Below are 14501 nucleotides of genomic sequence, written 5' to 3'. Positions count from 1 at the left end.
TAGAAACTCTACCTGCACAAAATTCGTGCGATGCCCTGCTTGTAAAAAAGGGCGCAGATCGATGTAACTCTTGTTGGGGCCCGAAGACCATGGATATTGTCGAAACACCTTCCAGAAACAGCGATGCGCTGATCGAATTGACCGCCGATGTGGTGGCCGCCTATGTCAGCAACAATCCCGTGCCGGTCGGCGAATTGCCGAACCTGATATCCGATGTCCATGCTGCGCTCGGGCGTGTGGGCGGAACCGCCGAACAGCCGCCTGCCGACAAGCAGAAGCCGGCGGTCAACCCGAAGCGGTCGGTTCATGACGACTACATCGTCTGCCTTGAAGACGGCAAGAAGTTCAAGTCGCTGAAGCGTCATTTGATGACCCACTATGACCTGACACCGGATCAGTATCGCGAAAAGTGGAACCTTGACCCGACCTATCCGATGGTTGCACCCAACTATGCGGCTGCCCGGTCACAGCTTGCCAAGAAGATGGGCCTCGGCCGCAAGCGCAAAGCGCGGTAATCGCTGCCAGAGCAATTCCAGCGCATAGAGCTTTCCCTTGGGAATTGCGTTAAAATAAGCCAGATCGGATCGACATCAACGGCGCCTTCGGGCGCCGTTTGATTTTTGCGCGCCGCGACGCGCGGATCGGGTGTGGAGGTGTCAGGCGGTCTGCTTGAGCGCTGCCTCGGCGTCGCGCTTGATGCGCTTGACCATCGAGCGAAGGCCGTTGGCGCGCTGCGGCGACAGATGTTCGTCGAGGCCGAGTTCTTTCAATGTCGCTTCCGCATCGGTCTGCTGGATTTCGCTGGCGGTCCTGCCGGAAAACAGCGCCAGCATGATCGCAACCAGCCCACGCACGATATGAGCGTCCGAATCGCCGGTGAAGGTGATGACTGGGTCGGCTCCAGCCCCGCGTTCGGTGGTCAGCCAGACCTGGCTCACGCATCCCGGCACCTTGTTGGCGGCGCTGCGCTGCTCGTCGGGAAATGGCGGCAGCGCCTCGCCGAGTTCGATGACATAGCGATAGCGGTCTTCCCATTCCTCGAGGAACGAAAAATCGTCGCGGATCGTCTGGATCGTGGTGGTCATGGCCCGGATATAGTCACGCGGCGGCGCCGCGTCACGGAAAAAATAAGGACACCGCGGGCGTCGAGAGGGCAGACAGCCCGCGGTGCGCCGTCGAAACGGCTTAATTCTGAGGCGGCAGGTTGACGGTCTCGGGCAAGACGATTTCTTCGGGCAGGCTGCCGGTCATCGTGGATGTGTCGGGGCTGGCGGCGGACTTGTCGTCCATTATCGCTGCCGCGATCTTGGCGGTCTCCTTGGCGCGGGCGGTGATGGTGTGCATTGCCGACTTGCCGGTCTCGCAGACATCGGGCTTGCGTTCGCAAATGCCGGCGATATCGCCAACCGCTTCGCGTGCCGCAAACAAGGCCTGGATCGGCCCGACGCTTTCGCGGCCCGATTCATCGGGGCCGACAGTCAGCGGCAGCGCCAGCAGCACCAGCGAAAACCAGAAAGCCATTCTTATGAGGAAGACCATGCCCTTGCCCTCTCGTCGTGACCGGATCATGCATCCATATGGCATGACCTCTTTTGTAGGCAGGATCTTGGCACACAGGCGCAAAGGACGGCTTGCAGGCAAAGAGAGAATTTTCCTCAAATTTTAGGCAAATTCGAGACGAAGCGTTCTGCAATCGTTTTGTCTCAATTGCCAGTGATTTTCCTTAACAACAAATAACCATATATCCCCATGATTTTCCTGTATTTTTCTTGGAATGTGGAAGTCCGAGTGCCGTGTGCGTCTGTCCGATAGGTGCCGTCGCCGGATAACTCTCCGTTTACTATGGCTGCATTTGCCCGTGCTTTCGGCGGCCGGCATCCCGATATTTGCCGCAGGCCAGGGCCTTGGTCGGCCCTGCCTTATCCATTCCTTAAACGCTGGATGCGAGTTTCAAAGCCAACCAGAACCATCTGCAAAGCAGAGCTGTCCACGACAAGTGCGAGTGCGTTGAGTTGAGTTCAATCAAGGCCAGATACGTTGAATTGCCTGGCGCGATTTCTGCCGGTTGCGAACGTATGGTCCATCCGTCCATCCTTGGGCGGAGCGACCGCGAGCGCCAGCGCCGTTTCATCGGCGTCATGCTCGCCGCTCCTTTCTTTGCCGCCGGCGCCGCGGTCACGCTGGTCACTTCAGGCATGGGCGTTGCCGTCACCATGGCCGCCATCTTCGCCGCCTTTGGCCTGTGCTGGTTCGTCGCCTTGCTGGTGGCGGCGACCGGCAAGATGGCGATGGCGAGTCGGGTCGCCCTGGTGCTGGCCGGCATTTCGCTCGGCAGTCTCATTGCCGCCGCGGGCGGGTTGGGTTCGCCTGTCGCCATGCTTGTCTTGGCGCTGCCTTTCGAAGCCTGGTGGATCGGCGGCTCGCGACGTGCAGCACTGTGGGGAGCCGTGTCGGCCGCTGTCGCCATCCTGGCTCAGCCTTTGGCTGGAACCGTATTTCCTTTCGCAGGAGCGCAGATCGCGGCGTGGCACTGGCTGGTGCCGTTGGTGTGGGCGCTGACACTGATGCCGCGTGCATCGGCGTTTCAAAACACCGCCGACGCGGCTGTGGTCGACACTGCCGACCGGCTCGAAGACATCATCGATGCGGTGGTCTTGCGCGTTGCCCGTCATGGCGAGGTACTGGACGCGTCGCCAAAGGCCCGCACGCTTTTGAAACTGCCGCCCGAACTGCTGTCCGGAAACGGCCTCTTCGATCGCGTCCATCTGTCGGATCGCGTTTCCTATCTCAGCGCGATGGCCGACATGCGCGACGGTGCGCTGTCGCGCCGGCTCGAATTGCGCATCCGGCTGCCTCAGAACGGCAATAGCCTGACGGCCGACAATTACCGGCCGTTCTCGCTTGATCTGGTGCGTGGTGAGGAACAGGGTGACGTCTTTACGCTCGTCCTGCGCGAGAATGACGAGATCAGCCGGTTGCGCAAGGATCTCGCGGCGGCCAATGAGGCGGCCGCATCCGCCGAAGTGGCGAAGGGGCGCTTCCTGGCGGTGGTCAGCCACGAACTGCGCACGCCGTTGAATGCCATCATCGGCTTCTCGGATATGCTGCTGCACGAGATGTTCGGCGCCTTCAAGGATCCGCGCCAGAAGGAATATGTCGGCCTGGTGAGGGATTCGGGCCAGCACCTCCTCGCCGTCGTGACCTCGATACTCGACGTGTCCAGGATTGAATCGGGCGTTTATGCGACCGAGCCGGAGCCGTTCCGGTTCGCGGAAGCGGTCGACATGTGCCAGTCGATGATGCAGCTGCAGGCGCAGGCCAAGAACATCGATCTGCGGGCGCAGATCGCGCCGGACGCCGGCGACATCAATGCCGATCAGCGCGCCGTGCAGCAGATGCTCATCAACCTGGTCTCCAACGCGATCAAGTTCACCCCCGACGGCGGCGACGTCGTCGTCGGTGCCAAGCGGATCGGTTCGCGCCTGCATTTCTGGGTCAGGGACACCGGCATTGGCATCGCCGAGGAGGATTTCGCCAATCTCGGCAAGCCCTTCATGCAGATCCAGAACGACTATACCCGCCGTTTCGAGGGGACTGGTCTTGGCCTTTCACTGGTCAAGGGCCTGGTGGCGCTGCACGAAGGCACGATGTCCATCGAAAGCATGCCGGGCGAGGGCACCACGGTGACCATCAGCCTGCCGGTGAACGGACCGAAGGGACATCAGGCGGAGAAGGCCGGCGTGCTGACCATGCCTGTAGCGATGGCGAAAGGGGACAGAAATGGCTCGCTCCGCAAAACAGGCTAAGGCGGTCAAGCGCCGCAGCAACGCCTTTCAGGACGGCGCTGTCGCCGTCGGCGGCATGATCTCGCGCAACCCTGTCCTGGTGGGCGGCTCGACGGCATTCCTGGTGACGCTGTTCTACGTCTCCGCAAATGCCTTGTGGTACCAGCCTTTCCCGCATGCCGGCGCATTCTTCGCGACCCGCAGCATTGCGGGTTTTCCGCACGCGGCGCCCGACGAGCCGGAAACGACGTTCAACATCGTGCGGCCATCCGGCGCGCCGGCACCGATCAAGGGCGATCCGGTTGTCGAGCAGGTGCAAGGCATATTGAAGGATCTCGATTTCTATTCGGGAACGGTCGACGGCATTTCCGGATCCAACACCCGCAAGGCTATCCAGGACTATCAGCAGAAGGTTGGGCTCAACACGTCCGGCGAGATCGACGCGCTTCTGCTCGATCAACTGGGCGCGACGCCGAAAACCGCTTCCGTGGTACCCAGGCCGCAGCCGCGTCCGGATACGCCGGCCGCCGTTCCGGTGTCTTTGCAGACAGGTTCGGGACAGACAAATTCCGGACAGGCGAATGCCGCGACGCAAGCGCCCGATGCCCGCATCGTCAAGATCCAGGCCGGGCTCAAGGCGTTCGGCAATGACGACATGCAGCTGGATGGTGTCGTCGGCGCGCGCACCAAGGCAGCGATCAAGGAATTCCAGTCGCTGTTCGGGCTGCCGCAGACCGGCGAGCCCGATGAGATCGTCTACGTCAAGATGCGCGAGATCGGCCTGACCAACTGACGGCTGAAACGACGGCTCGCCCAGCGGGGGAAATATCGACAAAGCAATTCCAGGAAAAGTGTGAAACGGTTTTCCGTCCGGAATCGCGTCAAACAAGGGCTAAAGTAGTTTGCCGTTTCCTTGAAACGGCAAACTACTTTAGAGAACCCGCCTGCCTTGTTCTCATGCATGCCGTTGTTCCAAAACCGGGACCCACCTTTTGGGCGACATGCATTCGCGGAGTTTTCTCATGCGTGTCACATCGGATCTGTGGGTCTCGGCCCTGTTGCGCCGGGTTTTCAGCGCCGGTGGATTTGCCGCCGTGGTCAAGCGCGGCGCGACCGAGGCCGGCGCTGTGTTCGTGCTGGCGCGGGGCAGGCTGGGTGAGGTTGCCCTGTTCGGGCCGGCGCCGCAGACAAGCTATGATTCGGCCAAGCCCGACGACCGGTTTTTCACTCTGCTCGGAGCCGGCGAGGATGCCGCGGTGCTCGACGCTAGGCTGGAAAGGGAGAAAAAGTTCGATCCCGATATCTGGGTGGTCGAGATCGAGGCCGGCACCGTGCCCGTCGAGGAGCTTATTTCCGTGAAGACGCCCTGAGGCCGGAGGTATCAGCCGCATCGTCGCTGTTCGAAGCGGTGCCTGTATCGCTGTTGGCAGGTGCTGCGCCGCGAACCGCCCTTGAAAGGGTTTCCGCCCGCCACGACCGCATCTTGTCCTGGGCCGCTTCGCGATGCAGCAGCCGGTAACGGTCGAGGAAAGTCCGGATAGCCTGCGGATGCGGGAACTGGCTGGGATAGACGGCAACCGTGATCAGGAAGGCCCTGTCTTCGCTGAGGTCGAGCGAGCGTAAGGCGGCAAGCAGCGAGGCGTAATTCTGGTTGGCGGTGAGCGATCGCGCGATCTCGAAATCGATATCGAGTGCATCGGCGAGCGCGGTTTGGAAGAACGCGGCGTTTCCCGTCAGAGCTGTCTCGCGCAATTTCACATAGGTGTCGGCGCCCTTGAAAGGATCGGCGCCCGTCGCTGCCGCCTCGTCGCCGGTGCGCATCATCGAGCGCAGCCTGCGCCGTGCATTCTCAGCCGCGATGCCGAGTGCCTGTTCCCGGGCCAGCTCGCCGGAGGCGCTTTCCGCGCTCGCTGGCGCGATCTTGTCTGCTGCAGCGGCGTTCGCATCCGGGTCCGGCGCACGCACCAGGGTTGGCCTCTCGAGGGCCCTGATCAGATCAGCAATGGTCGGGTTCAAGCTCTTGCGGCGCGCGATGGCACGCGCATGCGGCAGGCCATGTCGCCCGATCAGGGCGATGAGATCGATGTCGCTGACGGCGCGTGAGCGGATGAGCAGCGGCGCGGCAATGTCGACCGGTTCCTCGCAAAGGCGGCGCACCAGGGCGGCGGGGGCGTATTCGCATTCGGAAAGGGCGGCCGCCACGTAACGGCGAGATTCGACGGACACATTGTCGAACAGCGGCAGCGTCAGGTCTTCGAGTTGGCCAATCTCACGGCGTGAAGGGCGGGTGAGCGAGCAAAACGCCGACACTGCGGCGCGGAACAGCCTTTCGGCCTTTCCCGAGTCTTTTCGCACCGCGATTTGCCTGAAGTCCGAAGATGACACGAAGGATACGCCCGTACTCGACACAAGTTTGGCCGCGCTCGACCGGGACTGTGCCGGTTTCGCGAGCGCCAAGAACAAAGATCAAGTTAGCGGCGATCCGTTAGCGTTCCGTTAACCCTCTGCCGGCCTTAATGACATTTGGAGGCGTTGCGTTGTGCTCCGGGGAAACCGAGAGGAATGCGCGAACCATGGGCATGGTACTGTCTTTCGTGCCGCGTACGGCACCAAACACCAGAGTAAAGCAAACCGTCGAAATGCCGGCGGCGGTGATCATCTTTCCCGGCATCCGCTACGAGCGGCCGTGTGCCGGCGAAGTGCGGCCGGTCGATCCCGACAAGCCGGGCTCGCCAGGGACGAAGCCGGTCCCGCATCACTAGAAGTCCTGCAACTCGCAGGAACTCTGTTCGAAGAAGTGCGACACGATCGGCTTCCAGCTGCTGTCGGGCACGAAGGCGCGGATGACGAAGATGCCTTCCTCGATCGGCGCTTCGACGAAGATCGCCCCCTGAAGATCCTCGGGAAGGTCCTTGCGCACGTCGATCATTTGCGCCGGCGTCAGCACGACGGCATCCAGAACGCCGCCGGTCGCTGTGTGGTCGTTGAAGGAATAGATGTTGTGGCCGCTGCGGTCATAGACCGAGACCGACCAGAACGGGACATGTCCAGGTGCCTTGACGCGGACCATGCCTTCGCCCAGATCGAACCGGCAGGCCGTCGCGTAAAACAGCGGGTCGACGGATTTCACCACGGGCGCGCCACCGGCCTCGGCATCGAGCCGCGTCATCTTGTATAGGTCCGACGCCATGGACAGCCGCGACCAGGCATCGCGTTCGGAAAACTCGGGCACCAGCAGCAGCACGGCGATGTGCACGATGCCGGCGCCGAGCAGGCCGAGCAGGACGGCATGCAGAAGTCCGCGCATCGCAGCGTAAAAACTACGCATTGCAGCCGACCTTGACGATTTGCGGCAGCGAGACGTCCGACAGGCCGGTGCTGCTGGCGATCGGCGTGTCGTAGAAGGTCAGCACGAAATACATCCTGCCGGAGCCGTCTGTCAGCAGCCAGTTGCCCGGCATCGGGTGATGGCCGGCGGAAATGATCACCGAATTGTCGGGCTGGCGCACCACCCCATAGGATTGCAGCGCCGCCAGCCGGGGTTTGCCGGTTTCGACCACGCCGAGCGACTGGTCGGCGGCATAAAGCGTCCAGAACCGTGCCGTCGGAAAACCACCCTCGATTGTGTAGGTGCATTCGCGCTTGAGCTCGGCGCCGCCCGTGTCGCGCTCGGCGACGAAGGACAGCCCTTCGGCGCGGCCGAGCGCAAGTACGCCCTCGCGCGCCACACGGGCCTTGGAATAGGGATCGGCGGCCGGCGTGCCGATATCGGGAAAGGCCGTCCATTGGCCGATCCGGATGGCGCCGACACCATCCTGGACTTTCAGCGCATACCAGACGCTGCTGCCACCGCCGACGATGGCTATGGCAAGCGAAAGCAGCGTCAGGAAGGCAGTTTTGAGCATGAGGGGCCGGGAACACGAAGAGTTGCCGCTCGGGGATATCGCGGCGCGGGGCCTTGTGGCAAGCGGGCCGATGGATTTGCCGCCCCGGACCAGTCGAAAGACCTGCCCAGTCGGAAAGATCACAGCGCCGACAGCGTCTCCGGCGGTTGAGGCGTACTGAGGACGGGGGCCGACTGGAACAGCGTGGTCATGTCTCGCAGCGTCTGGGTCGTGCGGCTGGACAGCACCGGCGGCCGCTCGGCCGCCGCATTGGCCGCCGCCTGTTCGTCGCTCTTCTTCAGCGCTTCCTCGGCCTTGGCCGCGATCTCCTCGTCGACGAAAGGTTTGTCGATGCCGGGGATCGGCTTGAGGTCGATATTCTGGTGCGCGTAGACCATCAGTCGCTGCCACACCATCGCCGGCAGCGAGCCGCCGGTCATGTTCTTGGTCGGCGTGAAGTCGTCATTGCCCATCCACACCGCCGCCGTGTAGTTGCCGGTGAAGCCGACAAACCAGGCGTCGCGGTAGGATTGCGTCGTGCCCGTCTTGCCGGCGACGACGATGTTGGGAAGTTGAGCCCGCCGCGCGGTGCCCATCACCGGCACTGCCGCCAGCATGGTGTTCATCGATTTCAGTGCCTGCTCCGACAGCACCCGGTGCGGCGGCGGCGCATCCTTGGCGAAATCATAGACCACCTCGCCGGTGCGGGTGACGAGCTGGCTGACGCCGTGCCGGGAGCCGACGAAGCCATTGTCGGCGAACACGCTGTAGCCCGTCGCCTGGTCCATCACGGTCATGCCCGAGGTGCCGAGAACCATCGTCTTGTGTGCTTCGATCGGCGATTCCACACCCATCGCCTCGGCCATGGCCTTGATCGGGCCAATGCCGAGATGATCCTTGGCCAGCCGAACCGGCACGGTGTTGATCGATTTCGCCATTGCCATGATCAGGGTGACGTTGCCCGCCGATCCGCCGTTGTAATTGTGCGGTGACCAGCTGCCCCAACTGATCGGGCCGCCGGAAATAATGGAGTTGGGAGTGAAGCCGTGTTCCATCGCCGTTGCGTAGACATAGGGCTTGAATGACGAGCCGGTCTGGCGCAGCGCCTTGGTGGCGCGGTTGAACTGGCTGGCGCCGTAGTCGCGGCCGCCGACGATGGCGCGCACGGCGCCGTTGGTCTCGATGACCACGACCGCGCCCTCGGTGACGTTATACTCCTTGCCGAACTGGCGCAGATGGAACTCCACCGATTCTTCCGCCGCCTTTTGGATGTTGGCGTCGAAGGTCGTGTGGGCGACGAGCGAGTGCTGGCCCGGCTTGGCGATCTTCTTGACCTCGTCGAATGCCCAGTCGAGGTAATAGTCAGGGCTTTTCTGTTCGCCGCGGTCGACGACATCGGCCGGGTGCAGCCTTGCCTGCAGAACCTGACCCTCGGTCATGAAGCCGGCATCGACAAGGTTGGACAGCACCACATTGGCGCGCGCGCGCGCCGCCGGCAGGTTGATGTGCGGCGCATATTTGGTTGGAGCCTTGAACAGGCCGGCCAGCATCGCCGCCTCGGCCAGGTTCAGGTCCTTGACGCTCTTGCCGAAATAGAAGTCGGCGGCAGCCTCGATGCCGAACGTGCCGCCGCCCATATAGGCGCGGTCGAGATAGAGCTGCAGGATTTCTTTCTTCGACAGATTGGCCTCGAGCCACAGCGACAGGAAAGCTTCCTTGATCTTGCGCTCCAGCGTGCGCTCATTGGTGAGGAACAGGTTCTTAGCCAATTGCTGGGTGATGCTCGATCCACCCTGGACGACGGAGTTCGCCCGCACATTCTCGAAGATCGCCCGTGAAAGGCCCAGTACGTCGATGCCGTAGTGATCGAAGAAGCGACGGTCCTCGGTGGCAAGCACCGCCTTGATGACGTGATCGGGCATCTCATCGACCGGCACGGAATCGCGCTGGATGATGCCGCGCTGGCCGATCTCGTTGCCATAGCGGTCGAGGAACGTGACGGCGAAGTCGCCCTGGGCGCGCCAGTCGCCGGCAGTGTCCTGGAAAGCCGGAATGGCCAGCGCCAGCATCACCACGATGCCGACGGCGCCGAGCGTGAAACCTTCGCTCAGCAGTTCGATGATGCCACGGCGCCAGCCGTTGACGCGGAAGCGCCGCGAGAAGATCGTCGCCGATTCCCAGAACTGGCGCGCCTTGAAGCCGATCTCGTAGAGCGAGGAATCGATCCACGCGTCGAGCGCCAGCAGCCGGGCGGCGATCGGACCTCTTCTCTTGCGCGGTTCGGGACTGGCCATTCGATATCCGGCTAGCAATTGCACGACCTGAGAACCGCAAACCGGCAATTTCAGGGCGATGCATTCCGCAAGACTATTCCTCCATTTTTCCAGCACTCACAAGGGCGGCGAAGACACAGTATCGGGTTTGTTGCTGATGGCGCGGGCCGGGAATACAACTCGACGCCAACAGCATGTGACAGCAAAAGCCCGCGCCTCCAGCGGCGACGTGTGCTTTTTTATCACTGCAGCACGGGCGCGCCTCAAGCAGCTCGCAGGCTTTCTTTCGGGCGCAAATTCTGGTTCATGCGGAACAGGTTCAATGGGTCGTAGCGCTGCTTGATTTCCAGAAGCCGTCGATGGTTGCCACCATAGGCCGCTTCGACCCGGTCGACCTCGTCCTCCGGCATGAAGTTCACATAGGCGGTGCCGGCGGCATAAGGCTTGGCCGCCTCGTAGATTGAACGAGCCCAGTCGGTGCAAGCCTTGTCCATCGTCGGTTCGCGCCAGCGGGCGTGAACGTTCATGACGAAATGCGAACTGCGCTGTGGGAACGCCGTTGCGTCCGCCTTGACGCGACCTGCCGCGCCGCCGACATGGCCGATAAATATCTCGCATTCGGGTCCCGGCAGCTTGGCTATTGCCCCCCTGACGACCGCAGCCGCCTCCTCGGAAAACTCGGTGAAGTCATGGCTCTTCCAGTAGTTGCGGGCGCCGGGCGTGAGCAGTGGGTCGAATGCCTGCTGCCAGCCGGTGAACGGGCTGGGGCCCACGACATCGGCAATCGGCGTGCCGATGGCTCGAAGTTTTTGCGTCGCCTTTTCGCCTGCCTCGATGTCGCCGCAATAGCACATGGCCAGCACCAGAACCTCCTTGCCATGCCACTCCGCGGGCAGGAAGGGCAGCGGCGGCGCCTGCCGCATGACCACCCAGCAGGTCAACTCGTCAGGTGCGGTCTCGAGCGCCTTGCGATACTCCCGCAGCACCTTTTCGGCATCGGCGAAGGGATGGACGACAAGCCCCGCCAGCACTTGCGGTCCAAACTCATGGAGTTCGAACTCGAATGCCGTGACGACGCCGAAATTGCCGCCGCCGCCGCGCAGCGCCCAGAACAAATCCAGATTTTCAGTCTGGCTGGCCCGGAGCAGTTTGCCATCGGCGGTGACCACATCGACGGAGGCAAGATTGTCGATGGTCAGGCCGAATTTGCGGGTGATCCAGCCGAAGCCGCCACCCAGCGTCAGGCCGGATATGCCGGTGGTCGAGTTGATGCCGGTCGGTACCACCAGCCCGAAGGCCTGCGTTTCCTTGTCGACATCGGCAAGCGTCGCGCCAGGCCCGACCCATGCCCGCCGCGCGGCGACATCGACCCGCACCGATCTCATCAATGACAGATCGATCATCAGGCCACCGTCGCAGACCGCACTTCCGGCAATGTTGTGGCCGCCGCCGCGCACCGAGACGAGAAGCCTGTTCTCCCTGGCGAAATTCACGGCACTGACGACATCGGAAGCGCCGACGCAGCACACGATCAGCCCGGGCCGTCGGTCGACCGTGGCATTCCAGACGGTTCGTGCTTCGTCGTAGGCGGCATCGCCTTCGCTCAGCATTTTGCCGCGCAATTGTGCCGAAAACGCTTCCAGGGCTGCGGCGTCGACTGTCGTTTTGCCGCGTTCAAGCGTGGTGAGGCTCATGGTGTTCATGGTTTCCTCCCGATTTGCAGATGAGCTGTCCTATCCCAAAAGACGGTTTTACTGTGCGCTTATATTAGCTATCGCGCAAGTTTCGCATCGGGCAGCGTTCCGACTCGCAAGCGGGGCACACGGTGCCGCCAGCCGGCGATCTCAGCCGTTTTGCCCGCGCGACCTTGCACCCTCGGCCGCCAGGATGCCGATCATGCTGATGCGAATGTGAGCGAAGCAGCGTAGCGCTATCCCACTCCTCAGGCCGGTTCGCGCTTCAGCGCCTGCGCCATGCAGTGGATGCCGCCGCCGGTCTTGGAAATCTCGTTCATGTCGACGGCCGCGACCTCGAAGCCGCGCGCCTTGAGCTGGCCGATCAGCGTCTGGCTGGAGGTCGGCGCGATCACCCGGTCCTTGCCGAGCGACATGAAGTTGCAGCCGAGGGCCATCGTGTCCCGGAACGGCACGTCGATGATCTCGTGGCCCTTGCCCTTCAGCCAGTCGACGATGCCGGGTTCGGTGCAGGCGAGGCAGACGGCGGTCAGCTTTTCGGCGATCGGCACCACCATCAGGTCGATATGGACGTAGTATTCGTCGATGAAGGCGATGCGGGTTTCCCAGCCCTCCTTGTCGAACCAGGCTTGTACTTGGCGCGCGCCTTCCTCCTGCGTGCGGGCGCCGCCGCAGCCGATCAGCACGACGCCGTCCTCGATGACGTTGAAGTCGCCGCCCTCGAACGTACCAGCCGTGACCATGTCGTAGATCGGGATGCCGAGCTTTTCGTAGGTGCGGATCGCGGCATAATTCTCGCCGCGCCGCCACCAGTTGGCCATGGCGGTGATGAAGGCGCCGTAGGGCGTCATGACGCTGGAATCGCGGGAATAGACCTGCATCGGCAGTTCCGGCGTCGGCTCGTGCCAGTGGATGTTGACGCCAAAATGCTCGTAGGCGGCGACAAGGTCCTTGTGCTGCGCCTGGGCAATCTGCACGTTGCAGGGTGCCTCGCGCAGATGCTTTCGCGACAGCGAGCTAGTCGAGAGATGACGCAGGAAATTGGGTGAGCCGAGCAGCACGTCGGTCAGCACGTCGGTCTCGTTGGCGAAGCCCCAGGCGGTCAGCGGCTTGGTGCCGCCGGCGGGGTTGCGGCGCTGCAGCGAAAACGGCTCGGCGACAATGCGGTCATGAACGGTCATGGGGTGCTCCTTGTGATCAGATCAGCGGTCATTTGGCTTGGGGAATGCTCGGTATCCACCAGTCCCGTCCGCGCGGGGTGGTGACATATTCCGGCCAACGGAAATGGATCGGCGGTTCGTAATCGCAGAGCGGCGCGATCCAGTTCGAGCCGCCGATTCCGCCACCGGTGCGAGCGACGAATTCATTCATCGCCGCATCGCGGGCGGTTTTGTCCTCGAGCAGGCGAAGGGCGGCGAGCGCGATCGTGCGGCAGGCGCAGGCCACCATCGGGTCGATGGTGGCGGGAATACCGCCCAACGCATTCATCACCCATGACGGATAGGGATAGCCGGTCTCCGAACGCAGCGCCGGGCGGGCGACATAGAAGCGCGCCGTCGGCGCATGCCACGACATGTCGGTGTAATCGTCGGAGGTCGAATTGACCTGCGAGGGCGGCAGATCGCGGCGCAGGATCGCTTCCGCCGCCTGCGGCTCGATCAGGCGCTCCAGTTCTTCTATGAACGGCTCGTCGCTCGCCATGCGCCCGGCATTGACCTGTATTTCGCGCGCGACTGCCTTGGCGTCCTCGTCCCAGCGCGGCGGCCCGACCGTCGACAGTGCTTCATAGGCGATTTCGGCCATTACATGATTGGCAAGTCCCGGCCGTGACTTCGACACCCAATGCCGCTCGGTGCGGCAACCACTCATCGCTGCCGCCGCCTCGGCATTGCGGTCGAGCACCGCGGTGACCTGCTCGGCCATGGCAAGCGTCGGCACGCGGATCATGTACTGGATCTCGGCCAGCCCCGCCGGCAAATTGTCGGCGGTCGCTTGCCCCGCCGTCAGGATCGCCTCGCTGATCGACCAGCCGCCCTGGTGAGGCAGCATGGAATCGCGCAGAGCCTTGGAGGCCATGTACATCATCATCAATGCGTCGTTGGCGCCGGGGGCGCGCGCCGCCGAATGTGCTTGCGGAATGGGTGCAGCACCCGCAGCCAGCGCCCAGCGCTCCGGTTGGTCGCAGATGAAGCGATAGATCATCGCGTAGGCCGCGCCGCAATGCGTGTCCCAGCGCGCCGTGTTGCAGAGCGGCAGCATGTAGAACGGATGAAAGGAGATCATGCCGGCAACGCCGTCATAATAGCCCTTGGCGGCATGGATCGGCTTTGACCCGCGCACCTTTTCCGCCGGCTCGCCGGTGAAGCGCAGCGTGCCTGATATGCCGTGGCGCTGCATCGCGGCCTTGGTCGCCAGCAGCCCGCCGAGGCTCGAAATACCCAGTCCGGAATGCGGGTCGGTGTGGCCGCCGGCCTGGTTGCCAAGTCCCCGGCGCGGACGCTCGACCGTAGCGGCATCCTGGCAATTGCCCGGCACCGCGTCGTATTCGGCGTACATGCCGATGGTCGGGCCGGGGCCATTGGTCCAATGCGCGCAGAAGGCGGTCGGCATGCCGCCGGAACCTTCTTCGACGGAAAAGCCTTCGAGTTTCAGCCGCTCGACATACCAGGCGGCTGATTGATACTCCCGCCACGCGGTCTCGCCGTAATCGAAGATGGTGCGTGTCCACGCGGACAACAACGGCTGGATGCCGTCGAGACAGGCAAGGGCGGTTGCTTGCGCCGAGGTGGCCACCGGTTTCTCCATGGCATGAGAAGAAAGCAGTGAAGCGGGTCGCTAAAAAGTGATATGTTTTCCCGGTTCGTG

The 14501-nt window shown here is 62.9% G+C and carries 14 protein-coding genes; 5 read left to right on the top strand and 9 right to left on the bottom strand.

Annotation, left to right across the window (positions count from 1 at the left end; all coding sequences use genetic code 11):
* Positions 1–89 precede the first annotated feature (89 nt).
* Positions 90–515 (top strand): Ros/MucR family transcriptional regulator, encoded by a 426-nt coding sequence (locus tag NKI99_RS04160; RefSeq protein WP_013532660.1) that lies wholly within the window; start codon positions 90–92, stop codon positions 513–515.
* Positions 516–656: 141 nt separating this feature from the next.
* Here NKI99_RS04160 and NKI99_RS04155 read toward each other — a convergent pair whose 3' ends face one another.
* Together NKI99_RS04155 and NKI99_RS04150 are read right to left on the bottom strand one after the other, a co-directional pair.
* Complete coding sequence (locus NKI99_RS04155) at positions 657–1085, bottom strand: SufE family protein (protein ID WP_127292519.1); 429 nt, start codon at positions 1083–1085, stop codon at positions 657–659.
* Positions 1086–1185: 100 nt separating this feature from the next.
* Complete coding sequence (locus tag NKI99_RS04150; RefSeq protein ID WP_023812789.1) at positions 1186–1539, bottom strand: DUF5330 domain-containing protein; 354 nt, start codon at positions 1537–1539, stop codon at positions 1186–1188.
* Between the two features lie 536 nt (positions 1540–2075).
* On the opposite strand from NKI99_RS04150, the gene NKI99_RS04145 reads away from it, so the two are divergent.
* The 3 genes from NKI99_RS04145 to NKI99_RS04135 all read left to right on the top strand — a co-directional run bounded on the left by NKI99_RS04145 (position 2076) and on the right by NKI99_RS04135 (position 5155).
* Complete coding sequence (locus tag NKI99_RS04145) at positions 2076–3806, top strand: ATP-binding protein (protein WP_352609867.1); 1731 nt, start codon at positions 2076–2078, stop codon at positions 3804–3806.
* Positions 3781–4578 (top strand): peptidoglycan-binding domain-containing protein, encoded by a 798-nt coding sequence (locus tag NKI99_RS04140; protein WP_352609866.1) that lies wholly within the window; start codon positions 3781–3783, stop codon positions 4576–4578. The genes NKI99_RS04145 and NKI99_RS04140 overlap by 26 nt, the downstream gene beginning before the upstream one ends.
* Positions 4579–4807: 229 nt before the next feature.
* Entirely contained in the window at positions 4808–5155 is a 348-nt protein-coding gene (locus NKI99_RS04135; RefSeq protein WP_128302985.1) for a DUF1491 family protein, read from the top strand.
* On the opposite strand, the gene NKI99_RS04130 is transcribed toward NKI99_RS04135, so the two are convergent.
* Complete coding sequence (locus NKI99_RS04130; protein WP_352441304.1) at positions 5133–6170, bottom strand: hypothetical protein; 1038 nt, start codon at positions 6168–6170, stop codon at positions 5133–5135. The genes NKI99_RS04135 and NKI99_RS04130 overlap by 23 nt on opposite strands.
* A gap of 188 nt (positions 6171–6358) precedes the next feature.
* Here NKI99_RS04130 and NKI99_RS04125 point away from each other — a divergent pair, with 188 nt between their 5' ends.
* Positions 6359–6547 (top strand): hypothetical protein, encoded by a 189-nt coding sequence (locus tag NKI99_RS04125; protein WP_128302987.1) that lies wholly within the window; start codon positions 6359–6361, stop codon positions 6545–6547.
* Here NKI99_RS04125 and NKI99_RS04120 read toward each other — a convergent pair.
* The 6 genes from NKI99_RS04120 to NKI99_RS04095 form a co-directional block, all read right to left on the bottom strand.
* On the bottom strand, positions 6544–7113 hold the full coding sequence (locus NKI99_RS04120) for a DUF1254 domain-containing protein (RefSeq protein WP_128302988.1): 570 nt from the start codon (positions 7111–7113) through the stop codon (positions 6544–6546). The two genes, NKI99_RS04125 and NKI99_RS04120, sit on opposite strands and share 4 nt — an antisense overlap.
* Entirely contained in the window at positions 7106–7690 is a 585-nt protein-coding gene (locus NKI99_RS04115) for a DUF1214 domain-containing protein (RefSeq protein ID WP_352550675.1), read from the bottom strand. The genes NKI99_RS04120 and NKI99_RS04115 overlap by 8 nt, the downstream gene beginning before the upstream one ends.
* A gap of 119 nt (positions 7691–7809) precedes the next feature.
* Positions 7810–9963 carry a transglycosylase domain-containing protein gene (locus NKI99_RS04110; protein WP_023812797.1) on the bottom strand — a complete coding sequence of 718 codons (2154 nt, stop codon included), beginning with the start codon at positions 9961–9963 and terminating at the stop codon, positions 7810–7812.
* 242 nt (positions 9964–10205) lie between these two features.
* On the bottom strand, positions 10206–11645 hold the full coding sequence (locus NKI99_RS04105) for an FAD-binding oxidoreductase (RefSeq protein ID WP_352609865.1): 1440 nt from the start codon (positions 11643–11645) through the stop codon (positions 10206–10208).
* Positions 11646–11884: 239 nt separating this feature from the next.
* Positions 11885–12817, bottom strand: coding sequence for a dimethylarginine dimethylaminohydrolase family protein (locus NKI99_RS04100; RefSeq protein WP_352609863.1), 933 nt, complete (start codon positions 12815–12817; stop codon positions 11885–11887).
* Positions 12818–12845: 28 nt separating this feature from the next.
* Positions 12846–14441: a zinc-binding metallopeptidase family protein gene (locus NKI99_RS04095; protein WP_352609862.1), complete on the bottom strand. Its 1596-nt coding sequence runs from the start codon at positions 14439–14441 to the stop codon at positions 12846–12848.
* Positions 14442–14501 lie beyond the last annotated feature (60 nt).

The organism is Mesorhizobium sp. M0239 (assembly GCF_040321815.1).
Classification (GTDB): Bacteria; Pseudomonadota; Alphaproteobacteria; order Rhizobiales; family Rhizobiaceae; genus Mesorhizobium.
This window is presented reverse-complemented; position numbering and strand designations above follow the sequence as displayed.

Coding starts and splice junctions, on each gene's coding strand:
- NKI99_RS04160 (WP_013532660.1), top strand. CDS start 90: ATGGATATTGTCGAAACACCTTCCAGAAACAGCGATGCGCTGATCGAA.
- NKI99_RS04155 (WP_127292519.1), bottom strand. CDS start 1,085: ATGACCACCACGATCCAGACGATCCGCGACGATTTTTCGTTCCTCGAG.
- NKI99_RS04150 (WP_023812789.1), bottom strand. CDS start 1,539: ATGGTCTTCCTCATAAGAATGGCTTTCTGGTTTTCGCTGGTGCTGCTG.
- NKI99_RS04145 (WP_352609867.1), top strand. CDS start 2,076: ATGGTCCATCCGTCCATCCTTGGGCGGAGCGACCGCGAGCGCCAGCGC.
- NKI99_RS04140 (WP_352609866.1), top strand. CDS start 3,781: ATGGCTCGCTCCGCAAAACAGGCTAAGGCGGTCAAGCGCCGCAGCAAC.
- NKI99_RS04135 (WP_128302985.1), top strand. CDS start 4,808: ATGCGTGTCACATCGGATCTGTGGGTCTCGGCCCTGTTGCGCCGGGTT.
- NKI99_RS04125 (WP_128302987.1), top strand. CDS start 6,359: ATGGGCATGGTACTGTCTTTCGTGCCGCGTACGGCACCAAACACCAGA.
- NKI99_RS04120 (WP_128302988.1), bottom strand. CDS start 7,113: ATGCGTAGTTTTTACGCTGCGATGCGCGGACTTCTGCATGCCGTCCTG.
- NKI99_RS04115 (WP_352550675.1), bottom strand. CDS start 7,690: ATGCTCAAAACTGCCTTCCTGACGCTGCTTTCGCTTGCCATAGCCATC.
- NKI99_RS04110 (WP_023812797.1), bottom strand. CDS start 9,963: ATGGCCAGTCCCGAACCGCGCAAGAGAAGAGGTCCGATCGCCGCCCGG.
- NKI99_RS04105 (WP_352609865.1), bottom strand. CDS start 11,645: ATGAACACCATGAGCCTCACCACGCTTGAACGCGGCAAAACGACAGTC.
- NKI99_RS04100 (WP_352609863.1), bottom strand. CDS start 12,817: ATGACCGTTCATGACCGCATTGTCGCCGAGCCGTTTTCGCTGCAGCGC.
- NKI99_RS04095 (WP_352609862.1), bottom strand. CDS start 14,441: ATGGAGAAACCGGTGGCCACCTCGGCGCAAGCAACCGCCCTTGCCTGT.